The organism is Bacillus sp. Pc3 (assembly GCF_000815145.1).
Classification (GTDB): Bacteria; Bacillota; Bacilli; order Bacillales; family Bacillaceae; genus Bacillus; species Bacillus velezensis.
The window spans coordinates 663,234-689,537 of the sequence record NZ_CP010406.1 but is presented as its reverse complement, the minus strand read 5'-3'; the positions used below and the strand labels follow the sequence as shown (position 1 = coordinate 689,537).

Genomic DNA, 26,304 nt, shown 5'->3' with positions numbered 1-26,304 from the left:
ATGAAAAAAATTTGGATCGGAATCGGCATCGCCGTAATTGTTGCAGTATTCATCGGTATCAATATTTATAAGTCTGCCGCTCCCGCGGGCGGCAGCGCCGGGAAAAAAATCGAAACCGGAACCATGGAAAACAGAGAAATCTCCTCTACGGTTATGGTTCCGGGAACACTTAAATTCTCTAGAGAACAGTATGTTTTTTATGAAGCGGATAAAGGAACTCTTGATAAAGTGAAAGTAAAAGAAGGCGACAAAGTAAAAAAAGGGTCGTCGTTAGTCACGTATACAAATGAGCAGCTCAATCTTGATAAAGAACAAAATGAGTTGACAGAACAATCAAAACGGATGCAAATCGAACAAGTTGAAGAAAAACTCAGAGCATTAAACAGCAAGGAACAAGATCTGGCAAAACAAGTGGGAGAAGCGGAAGCCAAAAAACAAATTGAATCCGAACGGACTGATCTGCAGCTTCAGCAAAAAACGGCGGAAATCGAATTAAAGCAATCTGATTTGCAAAAGCAGTCTCTTGAAAATCAGGTGGCGAATCTCAATGTTAAGAGTGAGATGGACGGGACGGTAATCTCGGTAAATCAAGAAGCGGCTTCTAAAAAATCGGATATTCAAGAACCGGTTATACATATAGGAGACCCGGAACACCTGATCGTTGCCGGCAATTTGTCCGAATACGACACGCTGAAAGTGAAAAAGGGACAAAGCGTTACAATTACCTCAGACGCCATTCCAGGTAAAACGTGGAAAGGGAGAGTGGCGGCTGTCGGCCTCGTTCCTGATCAAAAGTCAAGCGCTGCTTCGGGGGAAAATACGGAACAAGCCGTCCAGTATCCGTTTCAGGTTAAGCTGATCGGAAACCTTCCGGAAGGCAAACCGGGATTTAAATTAATTATGAACATTGAAACCGACAAACGGAAAGCCGATACGCTGCCGTCCTCCGCAGTCAAAAAAGACGGAGATGAGCACTGGGTCTTTACGGTAAAAGACGGGAAGGCCAAACGCGTGAAAGTTAAAGTCGGCGATACCGCAAATCAGCTTACGGAGATAAAAGAGGGGCTTTCAAAGGATGATAAAGTCATTCTGAATCCGGCTGACGGTTTGACTGACGGAACGGATGTGAAAGCATAGATGATTCAGCTTTCAAAGGTGAAAAAAAGCTATCAGATCGGCAAGGAGACGTTTGATGTTCTCCGTTCAATTGACTTGACGATTGAAGAAGGAGAATATGTGTCAATTATGGGACCGTCGGGATCGGGAAAATCTACGATCATGAATATCATCGGCTGTCTGGATAGACCGACGTCCGGCAGTTACAGGCTTGCGGGCGAAGATGTTTCTTCATGCACCGAAAAAGAGCTTGCGGCGGTCCGGAACAAATCAATCGGATTTGTCTTTCAGCAATTTCAGCTGCTGCCGCGATTGAATGCAAGAAAAAATGTCGAACTCCCCATGATCTACGCCGGTATCGGTAAAAAAGAGCGTGAGGAACGGGCTGAGCATGCGCTGGAAAAAGTCGGTTTGGCGGATCGGATGCGTCACATGCCGAATGAGCTGTCAGGCGGCCAGAAGCAGCGTGTCGCGATTGCAAGAGCCATCGTGAACGAACCGAAGCTCATTTTAGCTGATGAACCGACCGGCGCACTGGATACGAAAACAAGCATTTCCATTATGGAGCAGTTCACAGAGCTTAATGCAGAGGGCGTGACCGTGGTGCTCGTCACTCATGAGCCTGAAGTGGCGGACTGTACAAACAGAGTGATTTTCGTCCGTGACGGCATGATCGTTTCCCGCGATGCTGAGCAGAGGAGAGTGGGGGAATGAGCCTGTTAGAAAATCTCCGGATGGCCCTCAGTTCCGTAAGAGCTCACAAGCTGAGATCGATTCTGACAATGCTCGGAATCATTATCGGCGTCGGTTCAGTAATTGTTGTTGTGGCTGTCGGCCAGGGCGGAGAGCAAATGCTGAAGCAATCCATCAGCGGGCCGGGCAATACGATTGAATTGTTTTACATGCCCAGTGATGAAGAATTAACAGCCAATCCGAACGCCTTACAGGAAGCGAGTTTTACAGAAGAAGATATTAATGGATTAAAAGGAGTGGACGGCGTAAAGCAGGTTGTCGCTTCCGCGGTAAAATCCATGACGGCCCGTTACCATGAAGAAGACACGGATATTACGCTGAACGGCATTAACAGCGGCTACATGGACGTAAAAAAGCTGGACGTTCAAGATGGACGGACATTTACGGATAATGATTTTCTTTCCGGGAAAAGAGCAGGAATCATCTCGAAAAAAATGGCTGAAAAGCTGTTCGGGAAAACGTCTCCGCTCGGAAAAATCGTCTGGGCCGGCGGACAGCCCGTTGAAGTAATCGGCGTACTGAAAGAAGAGAGCGGCTTTTTATCGTTAGGACTCAGTGAAATGTATGTGCCGTTCAACATGCTGAAAACGTCTTTCGGTACTAACGACTACAGCAACGTTTCCGTTCAGACGGAGTCAGCTGATCAAATCAAATCAACAGGAAAAGAAGCGGCCCGTCTCTTAAATGACAATCACGGTACAAAAGAGGCCTATCAAGTCATGAATATGGAAGAAATCGCGGCGGGAATCGGCCAGGTCACGACCGTCATGACGACGATCATCGGTTCGATCGCCGGTATTTCTCTCGTTGTCGGCGGGATCGGGGTCATGAATATTATGCTCGTATCAGTGACGGAACGGACAAGAGAAATCGGCATCCGCAAATCGCTCGGTGCCACGAGAGGACAGATTCTGACACAATTCTTAATTGAATCTGTTGTGCTTACATTAATCGGCGGCTTAATCGGAATCTGTCTCGGCTACGGGGGAGCATCACTCGTTTCCCTTATCGCAGGCTGGCCGTCGCTCGTTTCCTGGCAGGTGGTTTGTATCGGTGTGCTGTTCAGTATGCTGATCGGTGTCATTTTCGGCATGCTGCCCGCCAACAAAGCATCTCGCTTAGATCCGATTGAAGCGTTACGGTATGAATAACCGGCACCCCATGCAGTCTGCATGGGGTTTTTTTGTGTTTTAATGATTGCATGAATATAATAGACTTTTTTCATTTATGATAAAAAGAAAATGTCATACAATTGTCCCCCTTTTTGTCGAATTTACAGTTTACAAACCCTATGTACATACGTTAATATGAACAAATGTGAAAGATTTTGATAGTTATTGAATGAATTTGAGTGATTTTAGTTGCTAGAAGTAAAAAAAGCGTTTACAATTATCTTGCAGCCGAAATGAATACGTTTCCAAAGGAGGCGGAATATGCTCACTCCTGAAAGGTATCAGCTGATTATTGATCAGATTGAAAAGCGTGATGTGGTGAAGATTCAAGAGCTGATAAGCATGACAAATGCTTCTGAATCAACGATCAGAAGAGATTTATCAACACTCGAAGAGCGCGGATTTTTAAAGCGCGTTCACGGCGGGGCGTCTAAACTTTCCAACAGCAGGCAAGAACCCGATATGCTTGAAAAATCCTCCAAAAACCTTCAGGGTAAACTGAAGATCGCAGAAGAAGCGGCATCTTTATTAGAAGAAGGTGACTGTATTTATCTTGATGCGGGAACAACTACATTGCACATGATTGATTTTATAGATCCATCTAAGGACATTGTGGTTGTCACAAACGGAGTTATGCATATCGACGCTTTAATAAGGAAAGGGATTCCCTTTTATCTTCTCGGAGGATATGTGAAGCATAGAACAGGTGCGATGATCGGCGGCGCCTCATTAACCGCGGTCAGCCAGTACCGTTTTGACAAAAGCTTCCTCGGGGTGAACGGCGTGCACATTGAAGCCGGCTTTACAACACCCGATCCGGATGAGGCTCTTCTGAAGACAAAGGCTGTGAGACAGGCGAAAAATGCGTATGTTTTAGCCGATCCTTCTAAATTCGGAGAGATTTCTTTCGCAGCGTTCGCCGCCTTGGGCGATGCCGCTATCATTACCACTGAAGCTGAAGAACTTGCATTCGATAATTACCAAGAAAAAACTGTCGTAAAGGTAGTGAAACCATGATTTACACTGTAACCCTCAATCCGTCTGTTGACTATATCGTTCACGTTGAAGATTTTGCCGTAGGCGGTTTAAACCGTTCCAGCTATGACACGAAGTATCCCGGCGGAAAAGGCATCAACGTTTCGAGATTACTGAAAAGACACCATGTGCCGTCAAAAGCATTGGGGTTTGTCGGCGGATTTACCGGAAATTATATCACGTCATTTTTGCAGCAGGAAGGTCTGGAAACGGCTTTTTCTGAGGTGGATGAAGACACGCGTATAAATGTAAAACTGAAAACGGGCGATGAAACGGAAATTAACGGACAGGGCCCGACGATTTCAGACGAAGTGTTCAATGCCTTTTTAGAACAGTTCTCCGCTCTGGAAGAGGGAGACATCGTCGTTTTAGCGGGAAGCATTCCTTCTTCCCTGCCGCATAACACGTATGAAAAAATTGCTGAGGCATGCAGAAAGCAGAATGCCCGGGTAGTGGTGGACATCTCCGGTGAAGCGCTGATGAAAGCGACAGAAATGAAACCGTTTTTGATGAAGCCGAATCATCATGAGCTTGGGGAAATGTTCAATACGGTCATTGATTCAGCCGAAGCTGCCGTTCCTTACGGTAAAAAATTGATTGAACAAGGCGCTGAACATGCGATTGTTTCGATGGCTGGCGACGGTGCGCTTTTATTTACGAAAGAGGCGGTTTTCCTCGCCAATGTTCCTAAAGGAAAGCTTGTCAATTCGGTAGGCGCGGGTGATTCCGTCGTCGCGGGATTCCTTGCGGGAATTTCAAAACAGCTGCCTTTGGAAGATGCGTTCCGTTTAGGAGTTGCTTCCGGAAGCGCGACGGCATTTTCTGAAGAACTCGGAACTGAAGAGTTTGTACAGCAGCTTCTTCCTGAAGTTAAAGTCACACGTCTATAGAGGAGGAAAGAAAAGTGAAGATAACTGAGCTGTTAACAAGAGATACAATTCATCTCAATATAGAAAGCAAAGAGAAAGAAAACGTTATCGATGAAATGGTGACAGTGCTTGACAAAGCCGGCAGATTAAATGACAGAGAGGCTTACAAAGCAGCCATTTTAAATCGTGAAAGCCAAAGCTCGACGGGAATCGGCGAAGGCATTGCCATTCCTCATGCGAAGACGGCGAGCGTCATTAACCCGGCCATCGCATTCGGCCGTTCAAAAGATGGTGTGGATTATGAATCATTAGACGGTCAGCCGGCACACCTGGTCTTTATGATTGCGGCAACCGAAGGAGCGAATAATACGCACCTTGAGGCATTATCAAGACTTTCAACGCTTCTCATGCGTGAGGAAATCCGCAAACAGCTTCTTGAAGCTGAATCAGAAGATGCGATCATTGACATCATCAATCAGCATGACAAAGATGACGATGAGGAAGAAGAAGAGCAGGAAGAACAGGCAGCGCCGTCAGGAAAGGGCAAAATCCTTGCCGTTACGGCATGTCCGACAGGTATCGCCCATACGTTCATGGCAGCTGACGCACTGAAGGAAAAAGCGAAAGAGCTCGGCGTTGACATTAAAGTCGAGACAAACGGCTCAAGCGGTATCAAACATAAGCTGACGGCTCAAGAAATTGAAGACGCGCCTGCGATTATCGTGGCGGCTGATAAACAGGTTGAAATGGAACGCTTTAAAGGCAAACATGTTCTTCAAGTGCCTGTAACGGCCGGTATCAGACGTCCTCAGGAACTGATTGAAAAAGCCGTTAACCAAGATGCGCCGATTTACGAGGGCAGCGGCGGAGGATCTTCCGCTTCAAATGAAGACGGCCCGAAACAGAAATCAGGCACAAGCATCGGAAGTACTTTCTATAAACACTTAATGAGCGGTGTCAGCAACATGCTGCCATTTGTCGTCGGCGGCGGAATTCTCGTTGCGATTTCATTCTTCTGGGGAATTCATTCAGCTGATCCGAAAGACCCGACATACAACACGTTTGCCGCAGCGCTGAACTTTATCGGCGGCGATAATGCGTTAAAACTGATCGTTGCAGTTCTTGCCGGATTCATTGCAATGAGTATTGCGGACCGTCCGGGATTTGCGCCGGGTATGGTCGGCGGATTTATGGCTACGCAGGCGAATGCCGGATTCTTGGGCGGACTGATTGCCGGATTCTTAGCCGGTTATGTCGTAGTCCTTTTGAAAAAGCTGTTTGTCTTTATTCCTCAGACTCTTGACGGATTAAAACCTGTATTGATTTATCCGCTGCTCGGTATTTTTATCACAGGAGTTCTGATGCAATTTGTCATAAACACACCTGTCGCAGCGTTCATGAATTTCTTAACAAATTGGCTTGAAAGCCTTGGAACTGGAAACCTTGTTTTAATGGGTATTATTTTAGGCGGTATGATGGCTATCGACATGGGCGGCCCGCTCAATAAAGCGGCGTTCACTTTCGGAATTGCGATGATCGATGCCGGAAACTATGCGCCGCATGCGGCCATCATGGCGGGCGGAATGGCTCCGCCGCTTGGAATTGCACTGGCGACAACATTCTTTAAACACAAATTCTCTAAACGTGACCGTGAAGCCGGTATTACGTGCTACTTCATGGGAGCAGCTTTCGTTACAGAAGGCGCCATCCCGTTTGCAGCGGCTGATCCGCTTCGCGTCATCCCTGCAGCCGTTGTCGGTTCTGCGGTAGCGGGCGGGTTGACAGAGTTTTTCCGGGTAACGCTTCCTGCACCGCACGGAGGAATATTCGTTGCATTCATTACGAACCATCCGCTGCTTTACTTAATGAGCATCGTGATCGGAGCGATTGTAACGGCGGTTATCTTGGGAATCGTCAAAAAACCGGTTGCAGAGAAATAAACAAAAAGCGTCCTTTACGGGCGCTTTTTTCAATCATGTACGCATAGAAGCGTTATGTATTTTATGATGAGTTATGATAAAGTAAAGATGGTACATGAACTGAAACAGTGATCGTCTAGGAGGAACCACGTTGACTGAAGAACAAAAACCTACTTCTGAAAAATCGGTAAAAAGAAAATCCAACACATATTGGGAATGGGGAAAGGCCATCATCATAGCAGTCGCACTTGCGCTGTTAATCCGCCATTTCCTGTTTGAACCGTACTTAGTGGAAGGATCATCAATGTACCCGACATTACATGACGGTGAAAGGCTGTTTGTCAACAAAAGCGTCAATTATATCGGAGAAATCGAGCGGGGGGACATCGTCATTATTAACGGCGATACATCGAAAGTCCATTATGTAAAGCGGCTCATCGGAAAACCTGGAGAAACGGTGGAAATGAAAAATGACACGCTTTATATAAACGGCAAAAAAATCGCAGAACCGTACCTCGCGAGCAATAAAAAAGAAGCGAAAAAACTGGGAGTCAACCTGACGGGAGATTTCGGCCCCGTAAAGGTTCCGAAAGGCAAATACTTCGTCATGGGCGACAATCGGCTGAACTCAATGGACAGCCGGAACGGACTCGGTTTAATTGCCGAAAACCGGATCGTCGGCACCTCGAAGTTTGTGTTCTTCCCGTTTCATGATATGCGTCAGACAAAATAAAAACGCCGCGCTGCCCGATTTGGACAGCAGGCGTTTTTTATTTGGCAAACGAGGCGGCGATGGCGATGAACATTACCGTGGCCAGCACTGATCCGACAATGGCCAGAACGCTGAAAAAAAGATTCACCTGCTGCTTCTCTTTGCCGCGTTTTTCAAGCATCCGTTTTGAAAAGAGATGCGAAAACGTATAAATGAGGGCGATTCCGACGTACAAGCCGATGTCACGTGCGGTAAAGCCTGTGACGGCCAGAAAAACCCCGGTAAAGAAAATCATAAGACAATATTCTGTGAGTGTTAAAAGCTTCAACTTGTTCCTCCGTGATGAATATGTATATATATCTATTGTATCACAGGGCTCCGGGTTTGACGCCTGCATCTTTTCAAACCCGTATATTCGCAGGGAAACATTTCTCTTCCCCTTTATTCATGGTATACTTTTAATGATGATAGACACGATGGAGGATTCTAAATGATTGCTGTAAATAATGTGAGCTTGCGTTTTGCGGATCGCAAGTTATTTGAAGATGTCAATATTAAATTTACGCCGGGCAACTGCTACGGATTAATAGGCGCAAACGGTGCCGGAAAATCAACATTTTTGAAAATTTTATCCGGTGAGCTGGAGCCGCAGACCGGCGATGTCCATATGAGCCCGGGCGAACGTCTTGCCATTCTGAAGCAGAACCACTTTGAATATGAAGACTTCGAAGTGCTGAAAGTCGTCATTATGGGACATAAACGTTTATACGAAGTCATGCAGGAAAAAGACGCGATTTATATGAAGCCTGATTTTTCAGATGAAGACGGCATCCGCGCCGCTGAGCTTGAAGGAGAGTTTGCGGAATTAAACGGATGGGAAGCTGAAAGTGAAGCCGCTATTTTGTTAAAGGGCCTGGGCATCTCTGAAGACCTGCATACGAAGAAAATGGCTGACTTAGGCGGTTCAGAAAAGGTGAAAGTGCTTTTGGCACAGGCGCTGTTCGGCAAGCCGGACGTTCTGCTGCTTGATGAACCGACCAACCACTTGGATCTGAAAGCGATTCAGTGGCTGGAAGAGTTTTTAATCAACTTTGAGAACACAGTCATCGTCGTATCCCATGACCGTCACTTTTTAAATAAAGTGTGCACGCACATCGCCGATCTTGATTTTAATAAAATTCAAGTGTACGTCGGCAACTATGATTTCTGGTATGAATCCAGCCAGCTTGCTTTAAAGCTTTCTCAGGAAGCCAACAAGAAAAAAGAAGAGCAGATTAAACAGCTTCAGGAGTTCGTGGCCAGATTCAGCGCCAACGCCTCTAAATCAAAGCAGGCGACATCAAGAAAGAAACTCCTTGATAAAATCACGCTTGATGATATCAAACCGTCATCACGCCGTTATCCTTATGTCAATTTCACGCCGGAACGTGAGATCGGAAATGACGTGCTGCGGGTTGAAGGCTTAACAAAAACGATTGACGGGGTTAAGGTGCTTGATAACGTCAGCTTTATTATGAACAGAGAAGATAAAATCGCTTTTACGGGCCGCAACGAACTTGCCGTTACGACATTGTTTAAAATCATTTCCGGGGAAATGGAAGCAGACAGCGGCACATTTAAATGGGGTGTGACCACTTCTCAGGCGTACTTCCCTAAAGACAACAGCGAATATTTTGACGGCAGCGACGCGAACCTTGTTGACTGGCTCCGCCAGTACTCGCCGCATGACCAAAGCGAAAGCTTTCTGCGCGGTTTCTTAGGACGCATGCTGTTCTCAGGAGAAGAAGTCAACAAAAAATCAAACGTCCTTTCCGGAGGAGAAAAAGTGCGCTGCATGCTTTCAAAAGCGATGCTTTCCGGCGCGAACATTTTAATTCTGGATGAACCGACAAACCACTTAGATTTGGAATCCATTACGGCGCTTAACAACGGCTTAATCAGCTTTAAAGGCGCTATGCTGTTTTCATCTCATGACCATCAGTTTGTACAGACAATTGCCAACCGCATCATTGAATTAACGCCTAAAGGCATTGTTGACAAACAAATGTCTTATGACGAATTTCTTGAAAACACGGATGTACAGAAAAAGCTTGAAGAGCTATACGCGTAATAAAGAAGCAGGGGAGACTCTGCTTTTTTATTTATGAAAAAAGTTTTCAATCTTCTGACTTCGCGTTACAATAAATGAATACATAACTTGAAAAGAGACGGAGGAATGCATCATGAAGTTTTTAGTTGTCGGAGCTGGGGGAGTGGGCGGATATATCGGCGCGCGTCTTGCAGAAAAGGGAAATGACGTGACGTTTCTCGTCCGCAAGAAACGGGCGGAACAATTACAAGAGACGGGATTGACCGTCAAAAGTGAAAAAGGTGATGTTTCAATCAAGCCGAAATTAATCATGGCGGGCGAAGAAGGAGCATTTGACGCGGTTATCATCGCTTCAAAAGCGTATTCTTTGCAGGACGTCATTCGGGATGTCAAACCGTTTGTCAAACCTTCGTCGGTCATTATTCCTTTTTTAAACGGATACAGGCACTATAACCAGCTGTTTGAAGCTTTTTCAAAACGGCAGGTGCTGGGCGGCCTCTGCTTTATTGAGAGCGCCCTTAACGACAAAGGGGACATTCTTCATACGAGCGCTGCCCACCGCTTTGTTTTCGGTGAATGGAGCGGGGAACGCACAGAACGTATGAACGAGCTGGAAAACGCATTTTCAGGTGTGAAAGCGGATGTCATCATCAGCCGGGATATTGAAAAGGACATTTGGAAAAAATATATGTTTATTGCCGCGCAGGCGGGAGTGACCACTCTGTTTCAACAGCCGGTCGGACCGATTTTAGAAACAGAAGGCGGCCGCAACACGGCAAAGCGCCTCTTTGCTGAAATCGGCGCCATTTTCAAGGCTGCCGGCATCCCGAAAGATCCTGATCTGGAAGAAGAGAGTTATCGCACATTGACAAGCATGTCTTTCCATATGAAATCGTCGATGCTGAGAGATATGGAAAAGGGCAGGGTGACGGAAGGTGATCATTTACACGGATTTTTGCTTGAGAAAGCGAAAGGCTTGTCAGTTGATACACCTGTTTTGGAAACCGTCTGCGCCAACTTGCAAATGTATGAAGCGAAATAAAAAAAGGAGGCCTGATCGCCTCCTTTTTTTATTAAAATGCCCAGTTTCCGTTTCTGAAGATCGGTTCTCTTTTGCCGTCCGCGGTAATGCCGTCGATATTCATGTCTTTGGAACCGACCATAAAATCTACGTGTGTAATGCTTTCATTTAAGCCCTCTTTGACAAGCTCTTCCCGTGTCATTTGTTTGCCGCCCTCAATATTAAAGGCATACGCACTGCCGATCGCCAAGTGGTTAGAGGCGTTTTCATCGTACAGTGTGTTGTAAAATAGAATATTTGATTGTGAAATCGGTGAATCGTACGGCACTAAGGCCACTTCACCGAGATAGTGTGAGCCTTCATCGGTTTCGACGATGCCTTTTAAAATCTCCTCGCCTTTTTCAGCTTTCACATCGACAATGCGGCCGTTTTCAAAGGTAAGAGTGAAGTTATCAATAATGTTGCCGCCGTAGCTCAGCGGTTTCGTGCTGGAAACCGTGCCGTTCACCCCGTCACGCTGCGGGAGGGTGAAAACCTCTTCTGTCGGCATGTTGGCCATGAATTCGTGCCCGCTCTCATTCACGCTTCCCGCGCCTGCCCATACATGTTTTTTCGGCAGTTCAATGGTTAAGTCTGTTCCTTCAGCCTGATAATGCAGGGCGCTGTAATGTTTTTTGTTTAAGTGTTCCACTTTTTCATGAAGGTTTTGATCATGTTTTTTCCATGCTTCCACAGGGTTTTCTTCATTTACGCGGGTCGTTTTGAAAATTTCTTCCCATAAAAGCTGAACGGCTGTTTCTTCCGGCTGATCCGGGAACACTTTTTTCGCCCAGCCTGTTGAAGCCGCTCCGATCACCGTCCAGCTGACCTTATCTGATTGAATATATTGTCTGTATGTATGCAATGCTTTTCCGGCGGCTTTTTGGAACGCTGCAATCCGTTTGCCGTCAGTGCCTTTTAACAGGTCGGGGTCGGATGAGACGACAGAAATAAACGCAGCCCCTTTTTTCGCGAGCTCTTCTTTTCCTTTTGCTTCCCATTCAGGATACTCTTCAAACGCTTCAAAAGGTGCCATCTCGTATTTTAATCTGGACAGTTCATCGTCCTGCCAATTTACGGTGACGTTTTTAGCGCCTTTTTCATAAGAATGTTTGGCAAGCAGTCTGACAAGTTCCCGGACATCAGTTGAGGCATTGATTACGACGTGCTGTCCTTTTTGGACATTGACGCCGACTTCTACCGCGAGCTGAGCATATGTATGTAACTTTTCAGTAAACGAACTCATCGTTCATTCCTCCTCATCGGTTTTTCTCATCATATCAGATATCGCCTCATAAAGGAAAGAAAGGAGCACAAACGAAAAAGACACAGCTTTTGCTGCGTCTTTACGGGTGATTCAGTTTTACGGCGCCGCCGGCCGGAGAATGGGGCATATTGGCCAGTGATATGCTCATACCCCCCAAAATAATTCCGCTTAAAATGACGGCTACTGCTACGCGTCTTCCCACATCTCTAAGCATATGCTTCCTCCTTAATGTTTCTCCAGTTCTCACAATATGAGCCGGCCGGAGAAAAAAGAAGCACAATCTTATTATTTAATTGCTTTTTGCAGCTTATCGATGACGTCTAATGAACGTCCCGTGCCGATAGCCACTGATTCAAGCGGATTCGCCGCCAAATGAACGGGAACGACGATTTCATCTGTCAGCCATTCTTTCATCCCGTTTAAAAGGGAGCCTCCGCCGGTTAACACGACGCCGCGGTCAACGATATCACCGCTGAGCTCCGGCGGACAATCTTCAAGTGTCGCTCTGATCGCTTCAAGAATATGCAGGAGCGACTCACGCATCGCGTGCTGAATTTCATTAGATTGCAGTCTGATTGTCTTCGGCAGACCGGTTACAAGGTCACGCCCGCGGATTTCCATCGTTTCCGGCACATGTTCGATCAATGCAAATCCGATTTCCATTTTCACTTGTTCTGCCGTACGTTCCCCGATCAGCAGGTTGTATTTTTTTCTGACGAACGAGGCGATATCTTCATCAAGCTGGTCGCCGCCGATTCTGATCGAATGGCAGGATACGACGCCCCCGAATGAGATGATGGCGACTTCAGTCGTACCGCCGCCGATATCTACGACGACGTTTGCGACCGGCTCGTCAACAGGGAGGTCGGCCCCGATTGCAGCGGCTACGGGTTCTTCAATCAAGTGAACGTTTTTCGCTCCGCAGTTTTTGACAGCGTCACTGATGGCGCGTCGTTCAACGGCTGTTGAGCCTGAAGGCGTGCAGACGACGACATTCGGTTTGCGGAAAGTCATTCCGATTTTTTTTCCGGCTTTTTTCATAATGTGTTTTAATAAGTCAGTTGTCATATCATAATCAGCAATGACACCGTCTTTCATCGGTCGAACGGCGACGATTTTCCCCGGCGTCTTTCCGATCATGCTTTTGGCATCCGTTCCGATGGCAAGCACCGCTTTCGTTGTTGTATCTACAGCGACAACGGAAGGCTCGTTTAAAATAATTCCTTTATTTTTACTGTAAACAAGTATATTAGCGGTTCCTAAGTCGATTCCGATCTCAGTTGATTGAAACATGTTTTCACCCAATCCCTATCCTGATTTAATTGATTCTACATTTAAAGTTTCTGAGAAAAACCACGATTTTTGGGGGTTTCCGCCGGGAATGAAATGTTTTTGTAAAAAAGGAGGGAAAGTCTGTATCCCATATTTCAAAAGGATTTTCTTTTGTAAAAAAACATTCAGTTCCGGATGCTGAGAAACTTTTGCTCCGTTCCTTTCGTCTACGTTTATGAAGGATTTTCCTTGGACATAAAGAAGAGACATTAAAGGAAGTAGGGGATTTCTATGAAATCAATTGGTGTAGTAAGAAAAGTAGACGAACTCGGGCGTATTGTCATGCCGATTGAATTGAGAAGAGCATTGGATATCGCTATTAAAGATAGTATTGAATTTTTCGTTGACGGAGACAAAATTGTCTTGAAAAAATACAAGCCGCACGGCATTTGCTTAATGACGGGGGAAATTACTCCCGAAAATCAGGAGTACGGCAACGGCAAAATTATTTTAAGTCCTGAAGGAGCGAAAATGCTGCTTGAGGAAATCGAGGAAGCGTTAAAAGATAGATCATAATCAGCAAAAAGGGCGGAGCATCATTCCGTCCTTTTATTATGAACTTGTGCAAAAACTCACGGGAAAAGTAAGCGAACCTGCTCAATTAATTGGGAATAGTTATCATTTTTTAGTCAATAATGCAGTCAACAATGTTACAATATATGTAGAAATGCTAGCGGCAGGTGGGACTATGGGAAAATATCAAGCGCGTATCATTTCCTTAATCTTGGCAATGATTTTTATTATGTTTTGGGATTATTTATTTTATATGATTGAACGGAATCCGATTAACTGGCCCGTTGACATCACCTTTACCGCCGTCACATTAATCAGCGTCTGGCTGCTGGCTTATTATGTGGATAATAAAAAGCAGCTGCTGGCGGAGCTGAAGGACAGCGAGCAGAAAGCAAAGGCGCTTTCAGATGAGAAAAACCGGATCATGGACAATCTGCAGGAAATCGTTTTTCAGACGGATGCTCAAGGGAATATTACATATTTGAATCAGGCCTGGACGGCGATTACGGGCCACTCCATCAGCGAATGTATGGGCACGATGTATAATGATTATTTTATAAAAGAAAAACATATCATTGATTATATTATCTCCCAAATCAAGCAGCAGTCCCCGTCAGGAATGTTTACGGCCAAATATATTAAAAGAGACGGCTCGATCTTTTGGGGAGAAGTCCATTATAAGCTGTATTATGACCGCAGACAGAAATTTGTCGGAAGCCTGGGGACGATGTCTGATATCAGTGAACGGAAAAAAGCGGTCGACGAGCTTCTGGAAACGAACGAACGCCTTGCCATGCAATCTCAAAAGCTGGCCATTGCCGGGGAGCTTGCGGCAGGAATCGCCCATGAAGTAAGAAATCCTTTAACATCAGTCAGCGGCTTTCTCCAGCTGATGAAAGCCCAGTATCCGGAAAGAACGGATTATTTTGATATTATTTTTTCGGAGATTAAAAGGATTGACCTTGTGCTGGGGGAGCTCCTTCTGCTCGCCAAGCCGCAGACCGTGACGTTTACCGCTCATCATCTCAACCATATTTTACGGCAGGTGGCGACGCTTCTTGACACGAACGCGGTGCTGTCGAACACTGTGATTGAGAAGGATTTCAGGCAGACTGAGTCCTGTATGGTCAACGGTGACGAAAACCAGCTGAAACAGGTATTTATCAATATTATTAAAAATGCGATTGAAGCGATGCCTGACGGCGGGAATATTCATATTTATACAAAACGGGATGAAGAATACGCGGTGATCAGCATACAGGATGAAGGAAACGGCATGTCGAAAGAAAAGCTTGAAAACATCGGGAAACCGTTTTTCTCAACAAAAGATCAGGGAACGGGTCTCGGGCTTCCGATTTGTTTACGAATTCTGAAGGAGCATAATGGTAAACTTAACATTAAGAGCAAAAATGGAGAAGGCAGTACGTTTCAGGTGATTCTGCCGTTAGAAGCGGCTGCTGTCCAAAAGGAGGAAAAATAACTTGCTTCTTTTTGTATACGGTTTGTTACGGAAGCGTGAAGAAAACCATGAACTGCTGAAAGGCGCTCCGTGTGTGTGCGAGCAGGCTGCGATAAACGGCGTGCTGTACGAAACGGATAAAGGTCAGCCTGCGGCGTCTTTAGCAGAAACAGCTTTTGTGTACGGGGAATTGTATGAAACAGATCATCAGATGATCCGTAAGCTGGATGCGTATTATGCTGATTTTGATCGAAAAGAGGTTGCCGTGACGACGGATGCCGGGAATAAAACCGCCTTCGCATATGTCGTAAAGCCCGACCAGTGTGCCTCATTCAGCCGTATCAAAAGCGGAGACTGGAAAGAATACCGTTTTATGAAACGGGAGAATGACAGTCCGGTTTATTATTTCGCATACGGCTCCTGTATGGACAATGCCCGGTTTAAACAGGCGAGGGTCGACCACTTTTTTGCCGAGCCGGTCGGAGGGGCGGTTGTTGAAGGGTATTCGACGAGATTCACATTAAGGCGTCCTGACGGTTCCAGAGCCGATCTTGTTGAAGACGGGGGACGAACTGAAGGCGTGCTGTACAAGCTCCCGTTTGAAGCGGCAACCTATCTGTACAAAAGAGAAGGTGTTGATAACCACACATACCGTCCCGCGTTCATAGAAGTGTGTGCCGGCGGCCGTGTATACAGAGGCGTCCTGACATTTCTCGTTCTTGATAAAGCTGAGGAAATTGCGCCTCCGGGTCACTATCAGGAAGAAATCGAACGCGGAGCGGACCTGTATTTATCGCCCGCCTTTTCAGAAAAGCTTAAACGCTATATGAACTCATTGCCGAAAATGTGATACTATTCCTATTAGAGATATTGTTTAAAGGAGTACTGTTATGAGAAAAGAGTTTGCCGTTATCGGTCTCGGACGCTTCGGCGGAAGTATTTGCAAAGCATTAAGTGAAGAAGGCCTTGAGGTCATGGCGATGGATATTGATGAAGATAAAGTAAATGAATACGCCAAAATCGCATCACACGCGGTCATCGGCGATTCAACCGATGAATCAGTGCTGAAAAACTTAGGGCTGCGCAACTTTGACCACGTCATTGTGGCAATCGGCGAAAATATACAGGCGAGCATTTTAACGACGCTGATCTTAAAGGAACTCGGCGTGAACACGATCACGGTTAAAGCGCAGAACGATTATCATGAGAAAGTGCTTGCGAAAATCGGGGCCGACCACATCGTCCACCCTGAACGTGACATGGCAAAACGCATCGCCCACAACATCGTATCAAATAATGTGCTTGATTATTTGGAGCTGTCCGACGAACACAGCATTGTGGAGATCGTGGCCAACAGCAGGCTTGCGGGCAACACACTGCTTGATCTGGACATCCGGGCGAAGTACGGCATTAATATCGTGGCCATCAAGAGAGAAAAAGAAGTGATCGTATCTCCGCTGGCGACTGAAATGATCCAAAAAGAAGATATTCTCATCGTTATCGGCTCTCTTACGGACATTTCCCGATTTGAAAAAAGAGTGCTTCACACAAAGTGAAAAGCCGTCCGTAAAAGGACGGTCTTTTATTATGTCAGAATAGAAAGACATTTATCATGTAAGCGGTATATTCTGCAATTTTTATTGACTATGATCAGGCGATCCGATAGCATATTGTACCATATAAAGAAAAAGAGGAGGCCTCATTTTGAACAAAGAAACACTGGCTGAACGGCTGAATGTATCAGCCGGCAGACAAAAAGCCGATACCGTCATTAAAAACGGAAAAATCATGGATGTATTTAACCAGGAATGGATTTCTGCAGATATCGCCATTACGGGCGGAGTGATCGTCGGGCTGGGCGAATATGAAGGGGAAGAAGTCATTGATGCAGAAGGTCAAATGATCGTTCCGGGGTTTATTGACGGACATGTTCATATCGAGTCCTCTATGGTTACTCCGATTGAATTTGCTAAAGCCGTCCTCCCACACGGAGTGACTACTGTCATTACTGATCCTCACGAAATTGCGAACGTTTCCGGAGCAAAAGGCATTTCTTTTATGATAGAGCAGGCGAAAAAGGCGCCGCTGAACATCCGTTTCATGCTTCCTTCCTGTGTTCCCGCCGCTAGCTTTGAACGCTCAGGAGCCGTATTAAAAGCCGAGGATTTAAAGCCTTTTTATCAGGAGAAAGAGGTGCTCGGGCTTGCGGAAGTAATGGATTATGTATCTGTTGCGGAAGGTGAAGAGGATATGCTTCAGAAACTGCTTGATGCCAAGCGTCACGGAAAACGGATCGACGGGCATTTAGCCGGACTGTCTTCAGATATCATCAATATATACAGAACCGCAATGGTGTCAAATGATCATGAAGTGACGACAAAAGAAGAAGCGCTGGACAGAATCAGACGGGGAATGTACGTCATGCTGCGCGAAGGATCGGTGGCAAAAAATACGCTCAATGTGCTGCCGGCGGTGAATGAAAAAAACGCGCGGCGCTTTTTCTTTTGCACGGATGATAAGCATGTAGATGATCTGCTTTCAGAAGGAAGTGTGAACCACCAAGTCAAAATGGCGATAAAGGCGGGACTTGATCCATTCCTTGCGTATCAACTCGCCAGTTTAAATGCGGCTGAGTGCTACGGTCTTGAAACAAAAGGGGCGGTAGCGCCGGGTTTTGACGCAGATCTGCTGTTCATTTCAGATGTACGGGAGGCTGCCGTCACGAAGACCATGGTCGCCGGCCGGACCGTTGCCGAGAACGGACGCACGGTTTATGAACAGTCTGCCGGTTCCTATTCGCCGGACCAGGCGCTGTTGGATACAGTGCGGCTGAAAGCGCCGCTGACTGAATCGGATTTTCATATACCGATTCAAGAGGGCAAGAAAATGAATGTAATCGAAATGATACCGAATCATTTGGAGACGAGAAAAAAAGAAGTGCCTGCACCGTCTGCTGACGCGTTTTGTTCTGATACAGAAAATGATTTATTAAAAATCGCCGTCACAGAGCGGCACAGCGGCGAAAAAATGATAGGACTCGGGATTGTACAAGGGTTCGGGTTAAAAGAAGGCGCCATCGCCACAACCATTTCTCACGATTCCCATAATATCATCGCCGTCGGTACAAACGATGCCGATTTGGGAAAAGCAATCAACAAGCTCCGTGACACTGGAGGAGGATTAACAGCCGTGAAAAACGGAGAATTGCTTCACTCCGTTCCGCTTCCGATCGCCGGGCTTTTGTCTGATAAGTCGGCGGAATGGGTCAATGACAGCTTGGGCGTGCTTCATGAAAAGCTTCCTCTGCTCGGATTCACCGGTGATTTCAATCCGTTTCTCACATTATCGTTTTTAGCGCTTCCGGTGATTCCGGATATTAAAATGACAGCAGCCGGTCTGTTTGATGTCAAAGCCTTTCAGCATATTCCGCTGCAATAAAAAAACTGCACTCATTACGAGTGCAGTTTTTTTTAGACCTCCATAATGATCGGAAGGATCATCGGGCGGCGTTTTGTTTTTTCGTATAGGAACGGAGCAAGTGTATCGGTAATTTCGTTTTTAATTTCGGACCACTGCGTTGTTTTCCGATCCATAACTTTCTCCAAATGGTTCGAAATCAGCTGCTGCGCGTCATTGATCAAATCACCGGATTCTCTCATGTATACAAAACCTCTTGAGATTAAATCAGGCCCCGCCGAAACCTTAAAGTCATCCATATTGATGCTGACAACAACGATAACAAGGCCTTCTTCTGAAAGAATGCGGCGGTCGCGGAGCACGATATTGCCGATATCACCGATTCCGCTTCCGTCAATGTAAACGGAGCCGGACGGAATTTTGCCTGCCACAGCGGCTTCTTCGCCTTTGAGGGCCAGCACTTCGCCATTATCCATGATAAAGCAGTTTTCTTCGGGTATGCCGCAATCAGTCGCGAGTTTGACGTGCATTTTCTGCATTCTGTACTCACCGTGAATCGGCATAAAGAACTTCGGTTTGATCAGGCGGAGCATTAATTTCTGCTCTTCCTGTCCGCCGTGTCCGGATGTATGAATGTCATTCAATGAACCGTGAATGACTTCTGCGCCCGCACGGTACAGCTGGTTGATGGTGCGGCTTACGCTGATTGTGTTTCCGGGAATCGGAGAGGAAGAAAAGACGACCGTATCTCCGGGATTAATGGAAATCTGCCGGTGCGTCCCGTTAGCGATACGTGATAACGCCGCCATCGGTTCACCTTGGCTTCCCGTACATAAAATCGTTACCTTATTGGCAGGCATACGATTGATTTCGTTATGCTCAATAAACGTATTTTTAGGACAGGTAATGTAACCGAGATTTTGTCCGATTTCAATAGCCGATTCCATACTGCGTCCGAATACGGCAACTTTTCTGCCGTTTAAAACGGCTGCTTCAATCACCTGCTGAAGACGGTGTATATTCGAAGCGAATGTCGCAAATATAATTCTGCCGTCCACTTTCCGGAAAATATCGTGAATGCTTTCGCCTACGCGGCGTTCTGACATGGTGAAATCAGGAACCTCACTGTTTGTACTGTCAGAAAGCAGGCATAAAACGCCTTCTTTCCCGATTTCAGCCATCTTTGTCAAGTTTGCCGGTTCGCCTACCGGTGTGAAATCGAACTTAAAGTCCCCGGTATGTACGATATTGCCCGGCGGTGTTTTGACGACGATTCCGTATGAATCCGGAATGCTGTGTGTCGTTCTGAAGAAGGATACTGACGTCTTGCGGAACTTCACGATGTCGTCTTCACCGATGATATTTAATTTGGTCTGTCTTAACAGCCCGTGCTCTTCAAGTTTATTCCGAAGTAAGCCGATCGCGAGTTTACCGCCGTAAACGGGAATATTTACTTGTCTGAGCAGGTACGGAATACCGCCGATATGGTCTTCGTGACCGTGGGTGATAAACAGACCTTTAATTTTATCTTCATTTTTTACTAAATACGTGTAATCGGGGATTACGTAATCGATGCCGAGAAGTTCATCTTCCGGGAACTTGATTCCCGCATCAATCAGTACAATTTCATCCTGAAACTGCACCCCGTACGTATTTTTCCCGATCTCGCCCAATCCGCCGAGGGCGAAAACGGCAGTCTGGTCATTTTTTACAAATTTCATTCCGCTCATAACTCCAATACTTTAAAATTTTCGCTCTGCTTCTCATATTCTAAAAAAGCACCGTCCACAGGCTGAACAAATTCAATGTTGTATTTCTGATCTTTCAGTTTCGTTCTGACGTCCCGTTCTGAAACGCCCTCAATGTAAAGTGAATCTGTTTTTTCCCGAACAGGTACTTCGTCAGCCTTCTCTTGATAAAATACCTTATAAATCATCCAAATCTCTCCTTAAATGCCGTATGTTAGACTCGCTTATTCTATTATATTCGAAAACGGATTATAAGGAAAGTCTCGAGCAAAAAAGGGACTTTCAAAAAACGAAAGATCCCTTCTACGCGATGACTTTTTTCCGGAGCATTCCGCCCCACTGTCTTCTGAGTTTCTTCCGTAATCGGCGCAGCATCGTATACCTCCTTTAAAGCCCTTTATAGCAGTAGTATGCGGAAAAAATGAATTTGTTTTCGTGGGTAAAACTGGAATTTCATCAAGGCGGTTTTCCGGAAGAAAAACTTTCTGTATGATGATATTGAAAAAGACACGACTGATAAACGGGAAAAAGGAGAAATTGACATGAAACCAAAATTGATCTTTTTTGATATTGACGGCACGATCTATGACCATGATAAACATATTCCCGATAGCGCAAGAAACGCCGTGAAGGCGCTTAAAGAAGCTGGCCATCACGTTTTTATCGCCAGCGGAAGGTCCCCGTTTATGGTAAAACCGATTCTGGAAGAGCTTGAGATTGAATCATTTATTTCATACAACGGCCAGTATGTCGTATTTGAAGGTGAGGTCATTTATAAAAATCCGCTTCCTGAAGATGCGGTTGCGCGTTTATTAAAGCAGGCGGCAGAAGGGGAGCACCCCGTCGTATTTATGGCGGAAGACACGATGAAAACGACCGTCCCCGGACATCCGCACGTCTCGGAAGGAATCGGCAGTCTGAAAGCGCCTTATCCCGAAGTTGATGAAACATTTTATAAAGGAAAAGAAATTTATCAGCTGCTTTTATTCTGCCGCGGACATGAAGAAAAAGCATATGCCGCTTTTCCGGAGTTTGATTATGTCCGCTGGCATGAATTGTCAACGGATGTGCTTCCGAAAGGCGGTTCAAAAGCGGAAGGCATTAAAAGAGTGCTTGAGCGGCTTCCGTACGGCGTAAGTGACACTTATGCATTCGGCGACGGACTAAATGATCTTGAGATGATCCGTTTTGTCGGCACCGGGGTGGCGATGGGAAATGCGGTTCCGGAATTAAAAGCTGCCGCTGATTTCGTCACAAAGCCGGTGGATGAGGAAGGAATCAGCTGGGCCGTCAAAGAACTGGGCCTTTTGAAATAAAGAAAACCGGCACTTTGGGAAGTGCCGGTTATTTTTAACGGTCAATGGCAATGGCGTTTTCAGGTTCTTTGAACGGATTTTCTTTATCAATATGGTCGTAAAACATCACGCCGTTCAGATGATCGATTTCGTGCTGAAACACGATGGCCGGAAAACCTTTGAGGCGGATGTCAATCTGTTCTCCTTCAAGCGTCACCGCCTTTACGCGGATGCGGGCGTAGCGCGGCACATAGCCGGGAATGGGTTCGTCTACCGACAGGCAGCCTTCTCCGCTCGTCAAGTAGCTTTTTTCCACTGAGTGGCTGACGATCTTAGGGTTAAAAAGAGCATAGCTGTATAAAGTGCCTTTCGCATCTTCTGCATGGACGGCGATCATCCGTTTTTTTACGTCTGTTTGGGGAGCGGCAAGACCGACGCCCGGACGAAGCTTGTATTTCTCGGCTAATTCAGGATTTTGGCTGTTTTTCACAAACTCAATCATATCAGCAAGATGCTGTTTTTCTTCGTCAGAAGCGGGAAGCTGTACCTCTTCAGCGATCTCTCTGAGCGCGGGATGTCCGTCTCGTACAATATTTTCCATAGTAATCAAGAAACTTCACTCCTAAAGCTTAATATGTAAATTATAGCGAATTTCTTTATCGCGGCGCAATGAAACAATTGGCCGGCCATAGCAGGCCGGCCGATGTCATGGTGTATAATGTCAGCAGCCGCAGCCTAAATAAGCGGCACCGACGATGATTAATAAGATAAACAATACGACGATTAATGCGAATGTGCGGCCGTATCCGCCGCCGCAGCCGTAACCGTAACCGCCGCCATAACCATATCCGCCGCCGCAACAACCGCCGCCAAATCCGCCGCCAAATCCATATCCGTACATAAAAAAACCTCCTCTTTTAATTACGCTGACCCTCTGTCAGCAGGGCCGGCGTCTACTATAAACTATGTAAAAGCCAAAAAGATGTATGGTCATCCGCCCTGTTTTCTCAATTTTTTACGCAAGTATTCTTTGAAAGCACCGTAAGCGTCTTTACACGGTCACGCCAATTACAGCTCAGCTATTGTCAAAAAGCGTTCGGGCTTCTATAGTGGAAATTGTCAAGATTGGGGGATTTTAAGTGAATATGATTCAAAAAAAGGTATTAGCAGGAATCGGAGCGCTCGGCGCCGCAAGTATGCTTCTTGCCGGCTGCGGGGGAAAAGATCCGGTTGAATCGCTTCATGACTCGATGGAAAAAGCCGTTCAAGCGGAAAAACCGTTTCAAAAAGAGCAGAAAACATTAGAAAAATTGGAGAAAAAAGAGCATAAGCTATACGACAGCGCGGTTAAACTGAATATGGATGATTACCAGAAAATTGTCACACTGTCTGATCAGGCTCTGAGTAATGCAAATCAGCGAAAAAAACATCTGAAAGCAGAAAAAGACAGTATTGATGATTCAAAAAAAGCGTTTGAATCCGCAAAAAAAACTTCTCAAGAAATAAAGGATAAGAAAGTAAAAGAAAAAGCCGGGCATGCTGTCGCTTTAATGGAGAAAAGGTATGCATCTTATGATCTTTTGTACAAAAAGTACGAAAAAGCCATTTCACTTGATAAGGACCTTTATAAACTGATTAAAGATAAAAAGCTCACATTAGCGCAGCTGGAAGAGCAAATCAGCAAAGTAAACTCAGTTTACGAAAAGGTGCATAAACAAGCAGATGAGTTCAATCAATTTACTAAAGACTACAACAAAGAGAAAGAACTATTATTCCGCAAATAGTATAGTGAAGGCATATCGGCATGGGCTGATGAACTGATAACAACCGAGTTCAGCCGCCTGTAAAAAGGCGGCTGAAGAATTGGTATATACGTGTGTTTCCCATTGACAACAAGTAAATCATGGTATAGTATTTATTTAGGGAAATATTCACATAAAACCAATCGTTGTTTCGGCACGTTGGAATGTTTTTATTATATTGATATATATAAAACAGAATGAAAATGCGATTTTAATTATCAGAAAATTCTATCTATTTATATTTACGGCGATATGATATTTGTACATGCTTTTGCTTTTAAACCTTTATCCGGCATAAAGGTTTTTTTATTTTGCTTCGTAATGCTTATTAAGTAAGGGTGCTGAGAGTAAACGACAATTTTAAAATTGAAGTGAAAAACGTTAATCAAAATCGGAACGAAAAGAAACGGCAGAAATACGGAACAGGAGGAAAACAAATGCTTGCTTACGTCTTTCCCGGACAGGGAGCGCAGTTTAAAGGAATGGGCAGAGACTTATTCGATGAATTCAGTGAGCTCATTAAAAAGGCAGATCATATTTTAGGATACTCCATAAAGGATTTATGCCTTTCAGATGAAAAAGAAAGGCTGACTGATACGAAGTATACACAGCCTGCAATTTATACAGTGAGCGCACTGCAATATTTAAAGGGTTTAAAAGAAGGTCATACACGCCCTGATGCTGTTGCAGGACATAGTCTGGGTGAATATACTGCGCTTTTTGCGGCCGGCGTTTTTAATTTTGAAACAGGTCTCCGGCTGGTTGCTAAAAGAGGCGAGTTAATGAGTGAGGCTTCCGAGGGCGGAATGGCTGCCGTGATCGGACTGGATGAGCATCACATAAAAAAAATACTTCAAAAGTATGAACTCGGCCAGATAGATATCGCCAATTACAATACATCTTCACAAATTGTGATAGCAGGGGCTGCAGAAGAGATAAAGCGGGCAGCCTCTTTTTTTGAAAAAGAAGGGGCGAAAGCTTATATCGTATTGCAAGTCGGCGGAGCTTTTCATTCTCGTTTCATGGAAAGTGCACAGCGTGAATTTGCGGAATTTATCGAGGAGTTTCATTTTTCTGAATTGAATTTCCCGGTCATTTCTAACTATACGGCAAGACCTTATAAACAAGAAGATATCAAACGGAATTTAATTGAACAAATAACAAACTCGGTAAAATGGACTGAAAGCATTAGGTATCTAATGGGACAAGGCGTCACTCTGTTTGAAGAGATCGGTCCCGGAAACATTCTGACTAAATTAATTCAAACCATACAAAGAGATGAGGAACCGCTTACTATCAGTGCGCCGGAAGACAGTCTCTTTTTTTCTGAAGGGAACAAGGACAATTCGGAAAGCGGGAAAGAGCATAGCCTCTTGGCCGAAAATATAGAGAGCGGTGCAGCTTCACCGGTGTCCCGATTGGGTGATCAATCTTTCAAAGAAGATTACGGTTTGACATACGCGTATTTGGCAGGTGCGATGAATAGGGGGATTTCTTCCGCTGAAATGCTGATCCGCCTCGGGAAGAAAGGAATGCTGGGGTTCTTTGGCACAGCGGGTTTACCTATAAGGGAAATTGAACAGGCCCTTATTTCTATTAAGAAGACACTCAAAAATGGCCAGCCCTACGGAATGAATCTGCGATTTGAGCCGGATCATCAAGATAGAGAAAAGGAATTGATAGATTTATATATCAAGCATGACGTACGAGTAATAGAAGCGTCTTCGTATCTTTCCGTCAGCGCACCATTAATCTATTACAAAGCGCATCAGTTGAAGATAGACAAAAGCGGCAGGGTCATACCTCATAATCGGATCATTGCCAAAGTTTCACGGCCGGAAGTTGCGGCCGCATTTCTGAGTCCGCCTCCTCAAAGTATCGTAAAGAGAATGTGTCAGCACGGTATGCTGACGGAAGAGCAGGCGGAGTGGCTCAGCCGTATTCCGGCAGCAGACGATATCATTATTGAAGCAGATTGCGGAAGTAATACTGAACAGGGCTCATTGACAGCGATGCTGCCGTTTTTTGTTAACCTGCGGGATGAAATGATGGAAACACACAAATACGCAAGGAAGATAAGGGTCGGGGCTGCGGGAGGAATCGGAACTCCCGAGTCTGCCGCGTCTGCTTTTTTAATGGGCGCTGATTTTATTATGACGGGATCCATTAATCAATGTACAGTTGAAGCCGAAACAAGCGGTTTTGTTAAAGAAATGCTGAGTGAGACAGGAATATGCGATACTGCTTATGCGCCTTCGGAGACTCTGTTTGAGTTCGGAACAAAAGTTCAGGTGCTGAAAAAGGGCACGCTGTTTCCGGTCAGGGCAAATAAATTATTTCAAATCTACCAACAATATGAGTCTTTGAGTGAGATAGATGAAAAGACAAAAATTCAGCTCGAAAATGATTATTTTAACAAGACTTTTGATGAAATCTACGAAAGCATAATAGAAAAACAGCCGAACCTGGCCCAAAAAGCTGAGCGCAATCAAAAATATAAGATGCTGTTACTATTTAAGTGGTATTTGCAGAGAGGATGTCTGCTTGCTTTGGAAGGGCAGGAAGAACAAAAGGTGAATTTCCAAGTTCATTGCGGCCCGTCTTTAGGCGCTTTTAATCATTGGGTAAAGGGCACGGATTTGGAATCATGGAGAAACAGACATGTCGATGACATTGGTGAAAAATTGATGAATGAGACCGAAAGTCTGCTAAGGCGCAGATTGGATACGTTATTTCTACACTAAAG

General features: G+C 45.4%; 25 protein-coding genes. 17 read left to right on the top strand and 8 right to left on the bottom strand.

Going from position 1 to position 26,304, the window contains the following annotated elements; genetic code table 11:
* From SB24_RS02650 to sipT, 7 genes are all read left to right on the top strand, one after another.
* A complete protein-coding gene (locus tag SB24_RS02650) occupies nt 1–1,137 on the top strand; it encodes an efflux RND transporter periplasmic adaptor subunit (RefSeq protein ID WP_039251600.1) in 1,137 nt (378 codons plus the stop codon).
* Nucleotides 1,138–1,830 carry an ABC transporter ATP-binding protein gene (locus tag SB24_RS02645; RefSeq protein ID WP_007409637.1) on the top strand — a complete coding sequence of 231 codons (693 nt, stop codon included), beginning with the start codon at nt 1,138–1,140 and terminating at the stop codon, nt 1,828–1,830. It begins immediately after the preceding gene.
* Nucleotides 1,827–3,020: an ABC transporter permease gene (locus tag SB24_RS02640; RefSeq protein WP_015417379.1), complete on the top strand. Its 1,194-nt coding sequence runs from the start codon at nt 1,827–1,829 to the stop codon at nt 3,018–3,020. The genes SB24_RS02645 and SB24_RS02640 overlap by 4 nt, the downstream gene beginning before the upstream one ends.
* A 282-nt stretch (nt 3,021–3,302) precedes the next feature.
* Complete coding sequence (locus SB24_RS02635) at nt 3,303–4,058, top strand: DeoR/GlpR family DNA-binding transcription regulator (protein WP_015417380.1); 756 nt, start codon at nt 3,303–3,305, stop codon at nt 4,056–4,058.
* On the top strand, nt 4,055–4,966 hold the full coding sequence (gene pfkB / locus SB24_RS02630; RefSeq protein ID WP_003154572.1) for a 1-phosphofructokinase: 912 nt from the start codon (nt 4,055–4,057) through the stop codon (nt 4,964–4,966). The genes SB24_RS02635 and pfkB overlap by 4 nt, the downstream gene beginning before the upstream one ends.
* Before the next feature lie 14 nt (nt 4,967–4,980).
* Nucleotides 4,981–6,885, top strand: a complete 1,905-nt coding sequence (locus tag SB24_RS02625; RefSeq protein ID WP_025284667.1) for a PTS fructose transporter subunit IIABC — start codon at nt 4,981–4,983, stop codon at nt 6,883–6,885.
* 130 nt (nt 6,886–7,015) lie between these two features.
* Nucleotides 7,016–7,597 carry a signal peptidase I sipT gene (gene sipT, locus SB24_RS02620; RefSeq protein ID WP_003154568.1) on the top strand — a complete coding sequence of 194 codons (582 nt, stop codon included), beginning with the start codon at nt 7,016–7,018 and terminating at the stop codon, nt 7,595–7,597.
* A 37-nt stretch (nt 7,598–7,634) separates the two neighbouring features.
* Here the strand turns inward: sipT and SB24_RS02615 are convergent, their stop codons facing one another.
* A complete protein-coding gene (locus SB24_RS02615; RefSeq protein WP_015239771.1) occupies nt 7,635–7,904 on the bottom strand; it encodes a hypothetical protein in 270 nt (89 codons plus the stop codon).
* Nucleotides 7,905–8,066: 162 nt separating this feature from the next.
* On the opposite strand from SB24_RS02615, the gene SB24_RS02610 reads away from it, so the two are divergent.
* Together SB24_RS02610 and SB24_RS02605 are read left to right on the top strand one after the other, a co-directional pair.
* The gene (locus SB24_RS02610; RefSeq protein WP_015417383.1) at nt 8,067–9,686 is read left to right on the top strand and encodes an ABC-F family ATP-binding cassette domain-containing protein; all 1,620 of its coding nucleotides are present in this window, start codon (nt 8,067–8,069) and stop codon (nt 9,684–9,686) included.
* A 112-nt stretch (nt 9,687–9,798) separates the two neighbouring features.
* Nucleotides 9,799–10,707 (top strand): ketopantoate reductase family protein, encoded by a 909-nt coding sequence (locus tag SB24_RS02605; protein ID WP_039251596.1) that lies wholly within the window; start codon nt 9,799–9,801, stop codon nt 10,705–10,707.
* Between the two features lie 31 nt (nt 10,708–10,738).
* Here SB24_RS02605 and SB24_RS02600 read toward each other — a convergent pair whose 3' ends face one another.
* The 3 genes from SB24_RS02600 to mreBH form a co-directional block, all read right to left on the bottom strand.
* Entirely contained in the window at nt 10,739–11,971 is a 1,233-nt protein-coding gene (locus SB24_RS02600; RefSeq protein WP_007409644.1) for an aminopeptidase, read from the bottom strand.
* Nucleotides 11,972–12,071: 100 nt separating this feature from the next.
* The gene (locus SB24_RS19885) at nt 12,072–12,206 is read right to left on the bottom strand and encodes a protein YkpC (protein WP_003154559.1); all 135 of its coding nucleotides are present in this window, start codon (nt 12,204–12,206) and stop codon (nt 12,072–12,074) included.
* A gap of 71 nt (nt 12,207–12,277) precedes the next feature.
* Nucleotides 12,278–13,285 carry a cell shape-determining protein MreBH gene (mreBH, locus tag SB24_RS02595; protein WP_003154558.1) on the bottom strand — a complete coding sequence of 336 codons (1,008 nt, stop codon included), beginning with the start codon at nt 13,283–13,285 and terminating at the stop codon, nt 12,278–12,280.
* 270 nt (nt 13,286–13,555) lie between these two features.
* Between mreBH and SB24_RS02585 the strand changes: the two genes are divergently transcribed.
* The 5 genes from SB24_RS02585 (at nt 13,556) to ade (ending at nt 18,734) form a co-directional block, all read left to right on the top strand.
* A complete protein-coding gene (locus SB24_RS02585; protein WP_003154557.1) occupies nt 13,556–13,840 on the top strand; it encodes a transcriptional regulator AbhA in 285 nt (94 codons plus the stop codon).
* A gap of 172 nt (nt 13,841–14,012) precedes the next feature.
* Nucleotides 14,013–15,317 (top strand): ATP-binding protein, encoded by a 1,305-nt coding sequence (locus SB24_RS02580; protein ID WP_007409646.1) that lies wholly within the window; start codon nt 14,013–14,015, stop codon nt 15,315–15,317.
* A gap of 1 nt (nt 15,318) precedes the next feature.
* Nucleotides 15,319–16,146, top strand: coding sequence for a gamma-glutamylcyclotransferase family protein (locus SB24_RS02575; RefSeq protein WP_039251594.1), 828 nt, complete (start codon nt 15,319–15,321; stop codon nt 16,144–16,146).
* A gap of 40 nt (nt 16,147–16,186) precedes the next feature.
* Entirely contained in the window at nt 16,187–16,852 is a 666-nt protein-coding gene (gene ktrC, locus SB24_RS02570) for a Ktr system potassium transporter KtrC (protein WP_003154554.1), read from the top strand.
* 148 nt (nt 16,853–17,000) lie between these two features.
* Nucleotides 17,001–18,734 carry an adenine deaminase gene (ade, locus tag SB24_RS02565; RefSeq protein WP_039251592.1) on the top strand — a complete coding sequence of 578 codons (1,734 nt, stop codon included), beginning with the start codon at nt 17,001–17,003 and terminating at the stop codon, nt 18,732–18,734.
* 32 nt (nt 18,735–18,766) lie between these two features.
* Here ade and rnjA read toward each other — a convergent pair whose 3' ends face one another.
* On the bottom strand, nt 18,767–20,434 hold the full coding sequence (gene rnjA, locus SB24_RS02560; protein WP_003154550.1) for a ribonuclease J1: 1,668 nt from the start codon (nt 20,432–20,434) through the stop codon (nt 18,767–18,769).
* Nucleotides 20,435–20,439: 5 nt separating this feature from the next.
* Nucleotides 20,440–20,649 carry a DNA-dependent RNA polymerase subunit epsilon gene (locus tag SB24_RS02555; RefSeq protein WP_003154548.1) on the bottom strand — a complete coding sequence of 70 codons (210 nt, stop codon included), beginning with the start codon at nt 20,647–20,649 and terminating at the stop codon, nt 20,440–20,442.
* A 354-nt stretch (nt 20,650–21,003) separates the two neighbouring features.
* On the opposite strand from SB24_RS02555, the gene SB24_RS02550 reads away from it, so the two are divergent.
* Nucleotides 21,004–21,777 carry a Cof-type HAD-IIB family hydrolase gene (locus tag SB24_RS02550; RefSeq protein ID WP_015239775.1) on the top strand — a complete coding sequence of 258 codons (774 nt, stop codon included), beginning with the start codon at nt 21,004–21,006 and terminating at the stop codon, nt 21,775–21,777.
* Nucleotides 21,778–21,811: 34 nt separating this feature from the next.
* Here the strand turns inward: SB24_RS02550 and def are convergent, their stop codons facing one another.
* The gene (def, locus tag SB24_RS02545) at nt 21,812–22,366 is read right to left on the bottom strand and encodes a peptide deformylase (protein WP_003154544.1); all 555 of its coding nucleotides are present in this window, start codon (nt 22,364–22,366) and stop codon (nt 21,812–21,814) included.
* 111 nt (nt 22,367–22,477) lie between these two features.
* On the bottom strand, nt 22,478–22,657 hold the full coding sequence (locus SB24_RS02540) for a YjcZ family sporulation protein (RefSeq protein WP_007409651.1): 180 nt from the start codon (nt 22,655–22,657) through the stop codon (nt 22,478–22,480).
* Nucleotides 22,658–22,901: 244 nt separating this feature from the next.
* Here SB24_RS02540 and SB24_RS02535 point away from each other — a divergent pair, with 244 nt between their 5' ends.
* Nucleotides 22,902–23,540 carry a YkyA family protein gene (locus tag SB24_RS02535; protein WP_032865273.1) on the top strand — a complete coding sequence of 213 codons (639 nt, stop codon included), beginning with the start codon at nt 22,902–22,904 and terminating at the stop codon, nt 23,538–23,540.
* Between the two features lie 455 nt (nt 23,541–23,995).
* A complete protein-coding gene (fabD, locus tag SB24_RS02525) occupies nt 23,996–26,302 on the top strand; it encodes an ACP S-malonyltransferase (RefSeq protein WP_039251589.1) in 2,307 nt (768 codons plus the stop codon).
* Nucleotides 26,303–26,304: the final 2 nt, after the last annotated feature.